The organism is Sulfitobacter sp. BSw21498, assembly GCF_006064855.1.
GTDB lineage: Bacteria > Pseudomonadota > Alphaproteobacteria > Rhodobacterales > Rhodobacteraceae > Sulfitobacter.
The window spans coordinates 78685-93849 of record NZ_CP040754.1; the positions used below are offsets into that span (position 1 = coordinate 78685).

General features: G+C 56.8%; 15 protein-coding genes and 1 pseudogene. 1 reads left to right on the forward strand and 15 read right to left on the reverse strand.

Annotated features, from left to right (window positions below):
- Positions 1–38 precede the first annotated feature (38 nt).
- From E5180_RS15310 to E5180_RS16065, 5 genes and pseudogenes are all read right to left on the reverse strand, one after another.
- Complete coding sequence (locus E5180_RS15310; RefSeq protein ID WP_138925300.1) at positions 39–1157, reverse strand: CaiB/BaiF CoA transferase family protein; 1119 nt, start codon at positions 1155–1157, stop codon at positions 39–41.
- Positions 1158–1169: 12 nt separating this feature from the next.
- Complete coding sequence (locus E5180_RS15315; protein WP_138925301.1) at positions 1170–2027, reverse strand: MaoC/PaaZ C-terminal domain-containing protein; 858 nt, start codon at positions 2025–2027, stop codon at positions 1170–1172.
- A 22-nt stretch (positions 2028–2049) separates the two neighbouring features.
- Entirely contained in the window at positions 2050–3201 is a 1152-nt protein-coding gene (locus E5180_RS15320) for a thiolase (RefSeq protein ID WP_138925302.1), read from the reverse strand.
- 3 nt (positions 3202–3204) lie between these two features.
- The gene (locus E5180_RS16060; protein WP_257884444.1) at positions 3205–3444 is read right to left on the reverse strand and encodes a Zn-ribbon domain-containing OB-fold protein; all 240 of its coding nucleotides are present in this window, start codon (positions 3442–3444) and stop codon (positions 3205–3207) included.
- Between the two features lie 9 nt (positions 3445–3453).
- Positions 3454–3582: pseudogene (locus E5180_RS16065) on the reverse strand (zinc ribbon domain-containing protein); the annotation flags it as partial.
- Positions 3583–3682: 100 nt separating this feature from the next.
- On the opposite strand from E5180_RS16065, the gene E5180_RS15330 reads away from it, so the two are divergent.
- A complete protein-coding gene (locus E5180_RS15330; RefSeq protein WP_138925304.1) occupies positions 3683–4849 on the forward strand; it encodes a CaiB/BaiF CoA transferase family protein in 1167 nt (388 codons plus the stop codon).
- Positions 4850–4932: 83 nt separating this feature from the next.
- Here the strand turns inward: E5180_RS15330 and E5180_RS15335 are convergent, their stop codons facing one another.
- From E5180_RS15335 to E5180_RS15380, 10 genes are all read right to left on the reverse strand, one after another.
- Positions 4933–5859, reverse strand: a complete 927-nt coding sequence (locus E5180_RS15335; protein ID WP_138925305.1) for an electron transfer flavoprotein subunit alpha/FixB family protein — start codon at positions 5857–5859, stop codon at positions 4933–4935.
- Positions 5859–6617: an electron transfer flavoprotein subunit beta/FixA family protein gene (locus E5180_RS15340; protein ID WP_138925306.1), complete on the reverse strand. Its 759-nt coding sequence runs from the start codon at positions 6615–6617 to the stop codon at positions 5859–5861. The genes E5180_RS15335 and E5180_RS15340 overlap by 1 nt, the downstream gene beginning before the upstream one ends.
- A 46-nt stretch (positions 6618–6663) precedes the next feature.
- The gene (locus E5180_RS15345) at positions 6664–7446 is read right to left on the reverse strand and encodes an enoyl-CoA hydratase/isomerase family protein (protein WP_138925307.1); all 783 of its coding nucleotides are present in this window, start codon (positions 7444–7446) and stop codon (positions 6664–6666) included.
- 17 nt (positions 7447–7463) lie between these two features.
- Positions 7464–8246 carry an enoyl-CoA hydratase/isomerase family protein gene (locus E5180_RS15350; RefSeq protein WP_138925308.1) on the reverse strand — a complete coding sequence of 261 codons (783 nt, stop codon included), beginning with the start codon at positions 8244–8246 and terminating at the stop codon, positions 7464–7466.
- 92 nt (positions 8247–8338) lie between these two features.
- Positions 8339–9589 (reverse strand): ABC transporter substrate-binding protein, encoded by a 1251-nt coding sequence (locus E5180_RS15355; RefSeq protein WP_138925309.1) that lies wholly within the window; start codon positions 9587–9589, stop codon positions 8339–8341.
- Positions 9590–9627: 38 nt separating this feature from the next.
- Positions 9628–10446, reverse strand: a complete 819-nt coding sequence (locus E5180_RS15360; RefSeq protein WP_089423358.1) for an ABC transporter ATP-binding protein — start codon at positions 10444–10446, stop codon at positions 9628–9630.
- An 8-nt stretch (positions 10447–10454) separates the two neighbouring features.
- Entirely contained in the window at positions 10455–11528 is a 1074-nt protein-coding gene (locus E5180_RS15365) for a branched-chain amino acid ABC transporter permease (protein WP_089423359.1), read from the reverse strand.
- A 3-nt stretch (positions 11529–11531) separates the two neighbouring features.
- A complete protein-coding gene (locus tag E5180_RS15370; protein WP_138925310.1) occupies positions 11532–12419 on the reverse strand; it encodes a branched-chain amino acid ABC transporter permease in 888 nt (295 codons plus the stop codon).
- Between the two features lies 1 nt (position 12420).
- Complete coding sequence (locus E5180_RS15375) at positions 12421–14244, reverse strand: AMP-binding protein (RefSeq protein ID WP_254700591.1); 1824 nt, start codon at positions 14242–14244, stop codon at positions 12421–12423.
- Between the two features lie 100 nt (positions 14245–14344).
- Positions 14345–15148, reverse strand: coding sequence for an ABC transporter ATP-binding protein (locus E5180_RS15380; RefSeq protein WP_138925311.1), 804 nt, complete (start codon positions 15146–15148; stop codon positions 14345–14347).
- Between the last annotated feature and the right edge of the window lie 17 nt (positions 15149–15165).

Consider the following 15165-nt stretch of genomic DNA (forward strand, 5'->3'; position numbering starts at 1 on the left):
CAGCCGTCAACCTATTCTGACGCCTCAGCGACCACTATTTACAACCCAAACTCGGCATTTTGCTCACCCAGATCGGGCGCGGCGCGACTGTCGGCGACTGCCCCGCGAAATTCTGGTGCAATCGGCAAAGGCAGTGCCGGAACTTGCTCGCCCCCAACCGAAACCACCCGCCCGAACGTGTCGCGCGCCGTGAAATGCGGATCGGCTGCGGCCTCGGCCGGTGTCTTGACAATGGTGCAGCAGCAATCCGCCGCTTCCAGCAATGGTGCCCAATGAGCAGATGGTTTGACCACAATCCGGCGCGCGACCTCGGCCTTTGTCGCCGCTGGATCGGCAAGGTCATCGCGCAGGTCCCGCGGCAGGTCGATGACATTGCAAAATGCGTCCCAGAATTTCTGCTCCAGCGCCCCGACCGCAACCTGTCGGCCGTCTGATGCCGAATAGAGCCTGTAACGTGCCCTGCCCCCAGTCAGCCTGTCACCGCCATTTTCAATAGGCTCGCCCGCGATGACCCCCTTGGCGTGCGCCCAATAGGCGAAGGCAAACGCGCCCTCAGACATGGCGATATCCAGATGGACGCCTTGCCCGGTCTTGTCGCGCTGGCGCAGCGCAAGCAGGATATTCATGATTGCCGGATAGGTTCCCCCGCCGATATCGGCGATCAGACCAAACGGTGCGGTCGGACTGTCAACCGAACCTGAACTAAGCGACAGGACACCCGCATCCCCAACATAGTTCATGTCATGCCCGGCAACGTCTCGTTTCGGGCCGCTCTGGCCGTACCCTGTTATTGAACAATAGATGATTTTGGAGTTAAGCGTCCTGACCGCATCATACCCCAGTCCCAACCGTTCCATGACGCCAGGACGGAATTGCTCGACGATAACATCGGCCTTTTCGATTAGCGACCGCAAACTGGCCACAGCCCCTTCCGCCTTGAGGTCCAGCGCGATGCTTTTCTTGCCCCGGTTCAGGATAGCATAGCCCAGACTGCGGCCCTCGATCATTGGCTCTGTCAGGCGCATGTCTTCGCCGGAGCCCGGACGCTCCAGTTTGATGACCTCCGCCCCGGCTTCGGCCAGCATCAGCGTGGCCATCGGACCGGGCAAAAGTGTGCTAAAATCCAGCACCAGAATATCGTCAAGCGGTTGTGTCAAATGTCTCTCTCCTCAGGCAAGCCTTGCAGCGCCATTGTTCAGCACCACCACGTTACGTTCGGGTACCACTGCTCGAAACCGAACCTCTGTGCCGTCCCGCCAGATTTCGAAGCGCACAGTTTCACCGGGGTAAACCGGCGCGGAAAAACGCACATCCAAACCGGTCAGGCGGCTTGCATCATAGTCGCAGATCGTCTTCAAGATCGCTCGGCAGCCCAGACCATAGGTTGCCAGACCATGAAGGATCGGACGGTCAAACCCCACCGATCTCGCAACCGCCGGGTCGGCATGAAGTGGGTTGTAATCACCGCTCAGTCGGTAAATCAGCGCTTGGCGCGGCAGTGTGGTCAGATCGCAAATATGGTCCGGTGCCCGATCCGGCAACGTAGCCGGAATAGGCCCAGCAATCTTCTCACCACCGAAGCCGCCATCACCACGCGCAAAGGTCGACATCGAAACCCGCGCCAGCGTCTCATTGCTGGCCGCGTCAATGATATCGCGGCTGATATGAAGCACCGCGCCCTTGCCTTCGCCCTTGTCAGAAATATGATCAATCCGGGTGCGCCCGATCACCTTACCCTCGACAGGCAGGGGCTTGAACACATCCAACCATTGTTCACCGTGCAGGACCTTTTTCCATTCGACCCCTGTGCGCGGGTCGCTCAGCCAGAAACCGGGATATCCCAGAATGACGGCCATGCTTGGCGCGGCCAGCAGACCGTCTTCATAGACATAGGCCAGTTCTTTTTCATCGTTTGGGTCCTCTCCGAACCCCAGACCAAGGGCATAAAGCATCGTGTCCCGCTTGGTATAGCTGTGCTCCAGGTCTTTGAATTCCCAAGCGTTCAGCGCATCAATATCCAAAGGCATTTCCGGTTTTTCCTTGCTTAAATCAAACGGTGCTGGCCGCGCCGAGAATGGCCGTAACTTGGCTAGACAATACCCCACCATTGCCATGCGCCAGCGCCAGCTCCACGTTATCCTGTTGCAACCCCGGCGCATCACCTCTGATCTGGCGTGCGGCCTCGATCACCGTGAAGATGCCGTACATTCCGGGGTGCACACATGACAGCCCACCGCCATTGGTGTTGACTGGCAACGCCCCGCCCGGCGCGATCCGGCCATCGGCAACAAATCCGCCGCCTTCGCCCTTGGCGCAGAACCCGAGATCTTCGAGAAACAGGATGGTGTTGATGGTAAACGCATCATACAGCTCAACGACGTCGATATCGCCCGGCGTCACCCCGGCCATCGCAAAGGCACGTTTGCCGGAGTCGCGCGCCGCCGTAACCGTGAAATCCTGCATTTGCGAGATTTGCCGATGGCTGCTGGCCGCCGCAGACCCCAGGACATAGACTGGTGCCTTGGGGAAATCCCGCGCCCGATCGGCCCGCACCATCACGATGGCACCACCGCCATCGGTCACTAGGCAACAATCGCGCGTGGTCAGCGGATCGCCCACCATACGCGCACCCAGTACATCTTCGCGGGTCAACGCGTCGCGCTCAAAGGCTTCGGGATTATGCCGGGCCCAGGCGCGTGCCGCAACGGCTACGTCGGCCAGTTGTTCGCGTGTCGTGCCATATTCATACATATGCCGCGCCGCAGCCATCGCATATGCCGAGATCGGATAGCGCGGGTTATACAGCCCTTCGTAGGGCGGCAGCTTTGACGCGGTCACAAGCCGCCCTGACGCCGTACGCTGATTGGATCCGTAACAGATCAGCGCCACATCACAAAGCCCAGCCTGCAACGCCAGTGTCGCCGAGGTCAGATAGTTCACAAACGACGAACCGCCCGTCATCGTGCCATCGACATAGCGCGGCTGAATCCCCAGATATTCGGCCGCCATGAGGACCGGCATGGCATCTTCCATCATGGTGCAGAACAGACCATCGACATCGCTCAGCTTCAGTCCGGCATCGTCCAGCGCCGCGAGTGCTGATTGCGCCATAATGTCATAGGCCGAAAACCCCGGTGCCTCGCCAAAACCTGCATGCCCCACGCCGACGATCGCGGATTTTCCGCGCAATTGATCAACCATGGTTCATTCCTCCACCGGCTTACACAGCACGGCAGGAACACCGTCAATTTCACCGACAAAGGCCGTGACCGGCAACCCGATCGTCACCTCGGCAGGAGAGATTTCATCGACCCGGCTCATCATCCGCACCCCCTCAGCCAGTTCAACCATGCAAACGTTATAGTCACCCCCACGCTCAGGCTTTCGCCGCACGGTGGTCGTGGTGTGAACGATACCGCCGCAGGATGCCGGGTGCCATGTCAAGGACTGCCCTTTGCAATGTGGGCACAAAACGCGCGGGAAAAAAATGAACTTTTTGCAATCATTACATTGCTGCAAGTTGATCTGCCCCTTTGCCAATCCGTCCCGGAAGGTTTTATCCGGCCCCTGATTTTCCGGCATTTCGACTGCTCCTTCGATAGATCGAATCTAAGTTGCCTTCAATTCTAACACCTGTTAGATTTAATGCAACTCTCCACCTCAATAAAAGCGGGTTCTAACCATGAGCATCAGTAAAGACGGCATGCTTGCAGGCGTCAGGGTCATCGACATGACGTCGGTTGTATTCGGCCCCCTTGCCACGCAAATGCTTGGTGATCTGGGTGCCGATGTCATCAAGGTCGAAAGCCCCGAAGGCGACATGCTGCGTCAGGTGCAACCTGCCCGGACGCCTGGTATGGGTGCGGCATTTCTGGGCACAAATCGCAACAAGCGCAGCATTACCCTTGATCTGAAAACCCAAAAGGACCGCGCCGCTTTGCTTGACCTGCTGGATGATGCGGATGTATTTGTATCCAGCGTCCGCCCCGCTGCGCTGGCGCGGCTGTCCCTTTCCCCCGAGACCCTGCGCGAACGCAATCCCAAGCTGATTACCGTGGCCGCAGTCGGGTTCGGCTCGGACGGGCCGTATCGCAACAAGCCCGCCTATGACGACAGCGTCCAGTCTGTCTCCGGCATGGCCGGACTGGCCACAATGTGCAACCCGGACAATCCACCTGCCTATGCTCCCACGATTATCGCCGACAAGCTTGGCGGGGTCACTGCGGCCTATGCGATCATGGCCGCGCTGTATCACCGCGAACGGACCGGGCAGGCCCAACATGTCGAGGTTCCGATGTTCGAAACACTGGCCTCCTTCCTACTGGTCGAACATATGGCCGAGGCAACATTTGAATCCGAACCGCAAAGCTTCGGATACCAACGGATGCTGGTCCCGCATCGACGCCCAGTAAAAACCGCAGATGGCTATATCACCATCCTGCCCTACTCGAATGCGCAATGGGCGCGGTTTTTCAAAGCCGTGGGGCGCGACGACATGCTCGATCATTCCTGGGTCACGAACATGGACGAACGCAGCCGGAATATCGGAGGGATCTATGACATGGTGGCGCAAATAGCGACGACACGCACCACCGCCCAGTGGATTGAACTGACCGAACAAGCCGACATTCCGGCCATGCCCGTGCGGATGCTGTCAGATCTGCCGCAAGACCCCCATCTGGCCGCGACAGGATTTTTCCAAACCATCGACCATCCCACTGAAGGGGCCGTCTGGACCACCAAACCGCCCATCAAATTCTCTGCCACACCTGCGCGCCACGACATCACTCCGCCGCCTGCACTGGGTGAGCACAACCCTGACATCCTGAAACGGCCCAAGCCCAAGTGATCAGCCGCCCCAAACCGGGAAAAGGCCCGCCTAACCGGCGGGCCTTTAGGGTATCGTAAGGTCGGAAATTTGGCGACCATGTATCAGAGCTTTTCGAGCAGTTCAGGCACGGCCTCGAACAGATCTGCAACCAGCCCGTAATCGGCAACCTGAAAGATCGGCGCTTCTTCATCTTTGTTGATCGCGACGATGATCTTGCTGTCTTTCATCCCGGCCAGGTGCTGGATCGCGCCTGATATACCGACTGCTACATAGAGGCTAGGGGCCACAACCTTACCTGTTTGGCCAACCTGCCAATCGTTCGGGGCATAGCCCGAATCGACCGCAGCGCGGGATGCGCCAACAGCCGCGCCCAGCTTGTCCGCCAGCTTTTCGATCAGCGCAAAGTCTTCTTCAGACCCAACACCGCGGCCACCGGACACAACAACACCGGCCGAAGTCAGCTCGGGGCGGTCGCTTGCCGCCACGTGGTCTTCGACCCAGGACGACAGACCGGGATCTTCAACCGCCGAGATCGTCTCGACCGAGGCAGACCCGCCGTCGCCAGCAGCATCAAATGTCGACGCGCGGAAAGTGATGACTTTCTTCGCGTCAGAAGATTTAACCGTTTGAACCGCATTGCCCGCATAGATCGGCCGCTCAAACGTATCGGCATCAATCACGCCGGAGGCGTCAGAGATGATCATCACATCCAGCAGTGCCGCAACCCGTGGCATCACGTTCTTTGCGTCTGTCGTGGCAGGGGCAACGATGTGATCGTAATCGCCCGCCATCGACACGATAAGCGCTGCCGTGGATTCCGCGAGGCGGTGACCCAGCGTGGCATCCTCGGCGACAAGCACCTTGGAAACCCCGTCGATTTTTGACGCCGCTTCACCTGCCGCAGCAGCTGAGCCGCCACAGGCCAGTATGGTGATATCGCCCAATGCTTTGGCGGCAGTCACGGCCTTGGCCGTGGCATCCATCGCCAATTCGCCATCGGTTATTTCTGCAAGGAGTAGAACAGCCATTACACGGCCCCCGCTTCTTTAAGTTTCGCTACCAGTTCATCCACGGATGCAACCATGATACCGGCTGCGCGCTCTGCTGGTTCAACGGTTTTCACGATCTCCAGGCGGTTGGAAACATCAACGCCGTAATCTGCCGGTGTCTTTTCATCCATCGGCTTTTTCTTTGCCTTCATGATGTTGGGCAGGGACGCATACCGTGGCTCGTTCAGGCGCAAATCAACGGTGATGACCGTGGGCATCGAAACTTCGATGGTCTGCAAACCGCCGTCCACTTCACGTGTGACTTTGGCTTTGTCGCCTGCAATCTCCACTTCGGATGCAAATGTCGCCTGCGACCACCCCATCAACGCTGCCAGCATCTGGCCGGTCGCGTTCATGTCATTGTCGATGGCCTGCTTGCCGCACATCACCAGACCAGGCTGCTCTTCATCCACAATCGCTTTGAGGATCTTGGCAACGGCCAGTGGTTCGATGTCGTTGTGTACGTCGTCTGTGGCGACAACGAGGATCGCGCGGTCCGCGCCCATGGCCAAAGCGGTGCGCAATGTTTCCTGAGCCTGCTTGACGCCGATGGAAACAACCACGACCTCTTCGACCTGACCGGCTTCTTTCAGACGGATCGCCTGTTCGACGGAAATTTCGTCAAACGGGTTCATCGACATTTTTACATTAGCAAGATCAACACCCGATCCGTCCGCTTTGACGCGCACTTTCACGTTGTAGTCAATCACGCGCTTTACAGGTACAAGTACCTTCATGGGCGATAATCTCCTCTTGAGGTTAGTATATTTTGAATCTCTTTACTCAGCAGTCTCGGAATCTCGGCTTTCGTTTCTCTGTGAAAGCATTCATTGCTTCGGGAAAATCATGCGCGCCAAGCAGAATGGTCTGCGCGCGGCACTCAATGTCCAAAGCTTCCTCGAAAGAGCACTCCGCGGCCTCACGCATCACGCGTTTGCTGCAATTCATTCCAAACATCGGGTTTGCTGCCATCTCGGTCGCGATTGCGATCGCGGCAGCTTCGGTTTCGTCAGCGGGCACACATTCTTCTACTGCCCGCATCTGATGGGCCGTCTTGCCCGAAATCTCACGCCCGGTCAGCACCAGAAGGCGTGCCGCGCCTGACCCCATGCGCTGTTGCAACAGCCAGCTCGATCCCGTGTCGGGGCAGCCACCCACTTTTGAAAAAACTTGGCAGAACCGCGCATCTTCAGCGGCGACAATCACGTCGGCACACAGCGCCAAACTCATTCCTGCGCCATAGGCGACGCCATTCACGGCAGCAATCAGCGGCTTGTTGAACCCGTATGCCGCGCGCCCGCCACTATGCACCTTGTCAACCATCTCATAGGTTGCACGCGCGCCTTTTGCGATCTCGGACCGAAACCCGACAAGATCACCGCCGCTTGAAAAATAATCGCCGCCAGTCATCACAACGGCACGCACCGCATCATCCCTTTGCGCCACATCAAGAGCCGCAATAAACTGGTCAACAAATGCCAGGCTATAAGGGTTCCGGCGCGCGGGCTGCGTGAATCGCAAGACCCCCACCCCGTTGTCGACGTCAAATCGCATAAGGTCAGACATATCAAGCTCCTGGTTACCTATCTACCCTGCCAAACCGGGGGGCGTTTTTCAGCAAAAGCCCGCGGGCCTTCGATGGCATCCTGGCTGGCGTAGACAACTTCATGCAACCGCTTGCCTTCTTCTAATCCAGCAGCACAGCCCAGATCCATCGTTGCGCGCACACTTGCTTTGGCGGCGATCACCGACAACGGCGCGCCCGAAGCGATGCGGTCCGCCAGTTCGCGGGCACGGGTCCGTACGGCGTCAGGTGTTTCTTCCAGGTAATTAGTAAAACCATAGTCGTGCAGCCGTTCGATCGGCATCAGATCCCCCGTCAGGACAATCTCCATCAGGACCGGTTGCGGTAGCATCGACAGGCCCGGGGCCGCCCACGGCGATCCTCGACCAATCTTGACCTCGGTTATGCCAACCTTCGTTCCTTTCAGTCCGACCCGCAGGTCGCTCATCAGGGTCAGCATCATGCCACCGGCCATTAGCGATCCGGTCATCGCTGAAATAATCGGCTTGGAACAGGTCCGCATCCGGTCATGGAACGGATCGCGCATTTTGGACAGGATATCGATACCTTCGTCGCGGGCAATCTCGGCAGCTTCCTTGAGATCGAGCCCGGCGCTGAACACACCACAATCGGCGGAGGTCAGGATGACGACGCGGATACTATCGTCAGCCTCGATCTGTTCCCAGGCATCCGCCAACCCGTTCGCTGCCACTACTGACAAGGCATTCTTTCGCTCTGGTCGGTTAATAAAAACTGTTGCCACACCGTTTTCAACGGTGAGTTCAATTGGGTTATCTGTCATGGAATGTCCTTGAGATACGGGTTTGAGCAAAACTGGTTCGTGTTGGTTCAAACCCGGTGGAAGGCTGGGGGCGAACCCCCAGCCACGTTTTCTTACTCAACCGTGAACTTGCTTGAGCTTTCTTTGACCACGTCCCAGATTACGTCGGTATAGGCTGCGGTCCAGTCCTGCTGAGGGACCCAGGTTTTGCCATCCCACATCTCGATACGGGTCTTACCGCCGCCGCCGTGATCATCCGCTGTCACCGTAATGGGGGCGAACAGACCGTTGGCGTCAAAATCCACGATGCTTTCATAGCCAGCCTTCATGGAATCGGGCGTAACTGGGAAACCATTCTGCTCGACCGCAAGGCGCGCCGCTTCAAATGCAGCCGAGTAGATCGCCAGACCGGTATTGTAATACACGTCGTTGATCTTTTCGACCGGCCCGGCACCTTTGCCCGCGCCGTAAACGTCGGCAAGGATTTCCTGAATGATCGGAAGATCCTGCCCGCCGGCCACATTGGTCCCCCGCTTGAGCCCGATTGCGGCCTCGGCTCCGATGTTGGCGATGTCCACCTCATTCAGCCAGTTGACCGAGATATAATTGCTGATCGGAAAGCCGTTGCGTTTCATCTCCTTGGCAGCAACGACGTGCCCACCTGCGAGAAGCCAGGCAACCACATAGTCGGGCTTGTCGCGACGCACTTTGGTCCAAACGCTCGCCTGATCACTGCCGGGCAGCGGCACCGGATAAAGCAAAAGCTCAAAGCCTTCTTTTTCGGCCAGTGTTTTCAGGATTTCGATCGGTTCCTGACCAAAGGGATAGTCCAGATAGGCGAAACCGACCTTGACACCTTTCATGTCACCACCGCTTTGCTCTTTGATATAGGCAATATCGTTAGCGGCTTGGCCCCAATAGGTGGGACCAACCGGGAAGATCTGGCTGAACACCGATCCATCAGCGGCGTCCCCCCGGCCTACAAGAGATTGAATCAGAATATTCTTGTCTTTCATAATCCGCGGCAGCACAGCGACGGAAACCGGCGTCGACAGCGTGTCGAACACAAACACGCCTTCACGCTTGAGCTTTTCGTAGCATTCAATACCACGCTGCGGCTCGTTGCCGTGATCTTCAACGATGATTTCAATTTCATGACCACCGATGCCGCCCTTCATATTGGTTAGGGTGGCCAGATCTTGCGCAGCCTGCGTGATTTGCGGCGTCACAAATGTGTAGGACTTGCTCAGATCATAACACAAACCGAACTTGATCTTGTCCTCAGCTGCATTCGCGGCCGACAGGCTCGTCAGCCCCATCACGGCTGCCGCAGCCAATCGTTTTACATAAGTCTTGGTTTTCATTGGTTGGTCCCTCCTCTGTGAACATTCAAACGCAAACGCTAGCTCAGCCAGCGCTTCCGTCTGCTGTAGTGCTTGATGTCGTGAAAATTCTTGCCTTCACCTCCACCGAGATAAAACTCCTGAATGTCGGAGTTTGCCTTCAGCGCCTCTGCCGAATCGTGCATCACGACGCGGCCATTTTCGATCAGATAGCCGTGCGAAACGATCTCCAGCGCGGCCAGCGCGTTTTGCTCTACCAGTAAAACCGACAGGCCATCTTCCTTGTTGATACGCTGGATAATTCCAAAAATTTCGGCCACCAGAAACGGAGCAAGCCCGAGGCTGGGTTCGTCCAACATCAACAGGCGCGGTTGGGTCATTAGCGCACGCCCGATGGCCAACATTTGTTGTTCGCCGCCTGACAGATACCCCGACTGTGATGCTTTGCGTTCCGCAAGGCGCGGAAAATATTCGTATATGCGGGCTTTTTCCGAATTCACCTTTTGGCGCGACATCGACATCGGCGCTGCCGCCTCAAGGTTTTCATCCGGTGTCATATGCTCGAATACCCGGCGGCCTTCAATGACGTGGCAGATACCCATCGCAACGCGGTCTTGCGGCAGGATGTTGCCGATAAGTTTACCGTCAAAGCAAATTTCCCCCCGGCTGACCTTGCCCCGTTCGGCCTTTAGCAATCCACTGATTGCTTTCAGGGTGGTGCTTTTGCCTGCTCCGTTGGAACCCAAAAGGGCAACCATTCCTCCACGGGGAACCTCGATCGAGACCCCTTTAATCGCGAGCAGAACTGAATCGTACAAAACTTCAATGCTGTTCAGAGACAGTATCTGGTCGGTCGCTGTGGTTTTAGGCTGTGCCATGTCGCCCCCTATTTCTTAAGCTGGTCAAAGGGCCAAACCATCAGGTAATCCCTGACATTGGCGTAGAGTTTTCCAAGCCCCAAGGGCTCGACCATCAGGAAGATGACAATCAGTGCGCCGTAGGCCGCGTTCGGAATGTGCGCTAGCGTTTCGATGCCTAAATCCAACCCCAAAAGATTAGCTCCCAATGAGAACAACTGGTTCACGACCCCGGGCATGAGCAGGATGAGTGCGGCTCCCAGATAGCTTCCAAGAATGCTGCCGAGCCCGCCCACAATCACCATCGCCAGAACCTGAATGGATACGTTCACGGCAAACTGTTCTGGGGCCGCAAGAAAGTAGAACGTCGACACTAGGATCGCGCCGCTGACACCTGCGATAAATGACGATGCGGCAAACGCGACAAGTTTATAGTAAAAACTGTTCACACCCAGAATAGCTGCGGCAAAATCCTTTTCCCGCACGGCAACCAAGGCCCGGCCCAATCCGGTGCGTCGCAGGTTGAGCATGAAGATCGTGACCAGAACGCACCAGCCGAATGCAACGTAATACAGACCTGCATCCGAAGTAATGTCCTGCCCCAACAACGCAAAGGTGGGCGATTGCAAGGACGCGTGCGATCCCCCTGCGATCGTTGGCGAATGGGTCAGTACCCAGTCCATCACGAACTGCATCGCAAGGGTTGTGAGGGCCAGGTAAAGCCCCTTGGTCCGCAGCGCCGCAAAAGCAAACAGACTTCCGATTACCGAAGAGGCTAGACCGCCTATAAGCAAGGCAAACTCCCATGGAATTCCGAATTTCGCCGCGTGAACAGCCGAATAGGCACCAACGGCCATAACGGCCGCATATCCCAGATGCAGTTGTCCGGCCCAACCCGTTACAAGGTTCAGTCCCAATACGGCCGCCGTCCAGATCAGCCAAGGCAGAATGTAACTGTTCAGATAAAGCGAACTGACCAGATAGGGTGCTGCGAGCCCGAGCAGCAAGAAGAACACAACGGCGTTGCGATCAGCCGGAACCGGGAAGAGCTTGCTATCAGAAACGTAACTATTGTGGCGAACACCTGAGAGACCGTAAAACATAATCTAGACCCTTTCGATGTCATGACGGCCAAACAGGCCATGCGGGCGGATCATCACCGTCAGGATCAACACGGCAGCGACAATCAGATCCCGGCTGCCACCTCCGACAATTTCATCTAGATAAAATGAACCGACACTTTCCAGAATGCCCAGAATGATACCGGCGACAATCGCGCCGATGATACTGTCCAGCCCGCCCAAAACGGCCACTGTCAGCCCCTTGAGCAGCAGGATCGACAACGACTGATCGACGCCCTGGATTTCGCCCCAAATCACACCGGTTGCCACCGCCACGATCGACGCCAGTCCCCAGGACAGGCCAACACCCCGTTCAACCGAAATACCCACAGACCAGGATGCCATATAATCGTCAGAAATGGCCCGCAAACGAATACCAAGCCGACTGCGGAAGAACAGAAAAAAGGCAACAAACAGGGCGAGCGCAACACTGGCACCGACAATGTGGATACGGCTAAGAAGCACGTCCCCCACAAAGAGCGGTTCATAGCTGACCCCCAAATCAACCGAACGCGAAGACCCGCCCCAAATCGCCAGGGTGGTGCCGCGCAGAAAGATGTCGATCCCCATTGTCATCATCAGGATCATAATGACCGGGCGCCCCGCCAATCGGCGCAGCGCAACTTTTTCGATGCCGATGCCCACAAAGAACATGATCACCACCGCCAAAGGAATGGCCACCCAAAGCGGCAACCCCATATTATGCGAGAATGCCAGCACCACATAGGCACCCAACATGGTTAGGGCCCCCTGAGCCAAGTTTGGCACCGACGACGATTTGTAAATCAGGACAAGCCCAATTGCAAAAAGCGAGTAAAGCAGGCCTGTCAGCGCGCCATTCACTGTCAGCTCTGCCAGAAAAACTAAATCCATCTTATATCTCCCTGATCAACAGGGTGCGTTCGACAGTCCCCGTTTCGCCTGTTTCGTACGTTACGACCGCTTTGACGTGAATATCGGCTGCACCGTTATAAAGCGCCTCGATCACCTGACCGTAGCGTTCTTCTACAACTTTGCGCCGCAGTTTACGGGTTCGTGTAATCTCGCCGTCATCCGGATCAAATTCTTTGTGCAATGAAACATAGCGATGCAATTGCAGGCCTTCGGTCACCGCCTTGTTCACCCGAACAAATGCCTCTTTCACCAATTCAGCCACCTCAGGTCTTTGGGAAAGATCCGCATAGGATACGTAGGGCACACCGTTGACTTCGGCCCAATGCCCGACCGCCTCGGCATCGATACAGATCATTGCCGTCAATTCGTCCCGTCCCGCGCCAACCACAGCGGCATCTTTGATGTAGGGGCTGAACTTGAGACGGTTTTCGATATAGTTGGGAACATATCGTTCGCCGCTTTGGGTAAAGACTACCTCGGATACGCGCCCCAGAACAACGAGATGGCCGTCGTCTTCCAGATAACCGGCGTCGCCGCTGTGCAACCATCCATCCTGCAATGCCTCGGCCGAGGCCGCCTCATTTTTGAAGTACCCTTTGAACACGCTGTCCGCCTTCATGAGGATTTCGCCATCGTCGGCAATCTTCACTTCGACGCCCGGCAAGGGCTTGCCGACGGTATGCAACTTCACCTCGCCAGGGGCCTGGATAGCGTTGAACGCGCTGTTTTCGGTCTGGCCGTAAAGCTGGCGCAATTTGATACCAAGGGCCCGGTAAAAAATGAAAGTATCTTCGCCGATAGCTTCACCACCGGTGAAGGCGCGTTTAAGGTGGATCAAGCCGAACTGGTCCTTGATCGGGCCAAAAATAAGTTTCTCGCCGACCAGCCGACCCAGCCGCTCAAAGGGTCCGCCACTGAGACCGTTCAGCTTGCGCCGTTCGGCCTCGACAGCCCGATCCATAAAGAAATGATAGAGCCATTTCTTCAGAGGCGTTGAATTCTCCATGCCCACCTGAATGGCAGTCAACATGTGATCCCAACTGCGCGGTGCGGCGAGATACAGGCTGGGTGCAATCTCGCGCAGGTCACGCTGCACGGTTTCCTGACGCTCCGGCACGCTGACGGTAAAGCGGAACGCGATCGCCGACGCCACCGTCAGAGCAAAGTCACCAACCCATGCCATTGGCAGATAGGCCAAAATTTCTTCGCCATATTCAAAAGCACCTCCGGCATGGGCATTGCGCGCACCCGACAACACATTCTTTTGGCTCAGCACGATCCCCTTAGGCTTGCCCGTCGTACCCGAGGAATGCATGAACACCGCCGGATCTTCTGGCTTGGACTCCTCAATCAGGTGCCGACGCAAATCCGGATCGGCAGACAGTCTCTTGGCACCCGCTTCCACCAGGCTTTCCCACGACTGCAGGCCAGGCGCATCATAGAGATTCAACCCGCGCGCCTCATCGTAAACGATAGATGCCACCGACGTTCCAGCGTCGCGCAGCTCAAGGATCTTGTCGACCTGTTCTTGATCTTCGACCAAAGCGGCTACAACGTGGGCTTCCCCAAAGAAATGCTTCAACTCGTCAAGCGTCGCGCCGGGATAGGCCGGCATGGCATAGGCGCGCAGCATCGACATCGCGGTCATTCCAGCATAAAGCCTCACGCGATTGTCACCCAGAATAATGACCGCGTCACCGGGCTTCACGCCCAGAGCCATGAAGCCGGCGGCGCAGCGCAGCACCTCCTCAGCATAGGCAGACCAGGTCACTTCCCGCCAGATACCACGGTCTTTCTCGCGCATCGCAATATCATTGCCATACTCTCTTGCATTGCGCATCAGAAGGCGCGCAATAGTATCGTCCCCGGCGTTTGGCACGGCCTTTAGAACGGTGGATGAAGGATTATTCGGCATGTGCGCCTCCGATATAGGCCTCGATAACGCGCGGATTTTTAATGACTTCTCTTGGGATGCCGCTGGCAATCATTTCGCCATAATTCAGCGCCAACATTCGGTCACAGATCCCGATGATAACGTCCATATGATGCTCGATCAGCAGGACACTGACGCCGCGCTCGGCGCGGGCATCCAGAATGAACCGCGCCATGTACTCTTTTTCTTCTTGGTTCATCCCGGCCATCGGTTCATCCAGTATCAGAAGATGCGGTTCGGCCACCAAAGCACGGGCCAACTCCACACGTTTCTTCAACCCGATCGGGATTCCGTCGACCATCTCGTGCCGGATGCTTTCCAGTTGAAGAAAGTCGATTACCTCTTCCACGACTTCTCGGTTGGCAATTTCCTGGGGCCGCGCCAACCACCAGTATAGCGCCGTGCGGATCACGCCAGGGTTCATATGGATGTGACGCCCCAATAAAATATTGTCGAGCACGCTCATTCCGTTGAACAACGCAAGGTTCTGGAATGTCCGCGCAACTCCCATGCCCGCAACCTTGTGCGGCGCGGTTCCAGTAATATCCCTACCGCCCAACAGGATCTTCCCCTTTTGTGGCGGGTAAAAGCCGGTGATCGCGTTGGTCAGCGTCGTTTTTCCACTGCCGTTGGGACCGACAAGACCGAAGATTTCGCCTTTCTCAAGTCTCAGATCCACGCCCGATACCGCGACAAGCCCGCCAAACCGCCGCTCTATGCCGATGCATTCCAAAACCGGCACCTGGCCGCTGCCTGATGTTACAGGTCCATTCATCCGTGCGCGCCTCCCAG

Coding starts and splice junctions, on each gene's coding strand:
- E5180_RS15365 (WP_089423359.1), bottom strand. CDS start 11,528: ATGTTTTACGGTCTCTCAGGTGTTCGCCACAATAGTTACGTTTCTGAT.
- E5180_RS15330 (WP_138925304.1), top strand. CDS start 3,683: ATGAGCATCAGTAAAGACGGCATGCTTGCAGGCGTCAGGGTCATCGAC.
- E5180_RS15315 (WP_138925301.1), bottom strand. CDS start 2,027: ATGCCTTTGGATATTGATGCGCTGAACGCTTGGGAATTCAAAGACCTG.
- E5180_RS15375 (WP_254700591.1), bottom strand. CDS start 14,244: ATGCGCGAGAAAGACCGTGGTATCTGGCGGGAAGTGACCTGGTCTGCC.
- E5180_RS15350 (WP_138925308.1), bottom strand. CDS start 8,246: ATGACAGATAACCCAATTGAACTCACCGTTGAAAACGGTGTGGCAACA.
- E5180_RS15340 (WP_138925306.1), bottom strand. CDS start 6,617: ATGAAGGTACTTGTACCTGTAAAGCGCGTGATTGACTACAACGTGAAA.
- E5180_RS15355 (WP_138925309.1), bottom strand. CDS start 9,589: ATGAAAACCAAGACTTATGTAAAACGATTGGCTGCGGCAGCCGTGATG.
- E5180_RS15320 (WP_138925302.1), bottom strand. CDS start 3,201: ATGGTTGATCAATTGCGCGGAAAATCCGCGATCGTCGGCGTGGGGCAT.
- E5180_RS15335 (WP_138925305.1), bottom strand. CDS start 5,859: ATGGCTGTTCTACTCCTTGCAGAAATAACCGATGGCGAATTGGCGATG.
- E5180_RS15345 (WP_138925307.1), bottom strand. CDS start 7,446: ATGTCTGACCTTATGCGATTTGACGTCGACAACGGGGTGGGGGTCTTG.
- E5180_RS15360 (WP_089423358.1), bottom strand. CDS start 10,446: ATGGCACAGCCTAAAACCACAGCGACCGACCAGATACTGTCTCTGAAC.
- E5180_RS15380 (WP_138925311.1), bottom strand. CDS start 15,148: ATGAATGGACCTGTAACATCAGGCAGCGGCCAGGTGCCGGTTTTGGAA.
- E5180_RS15370 (WP_138925310.1), bottom strand. CDS start 12,419: ATGGATTTAGTTTTTCTGGCAGAGCTGACAGTGAATGGCGCGCTGACA.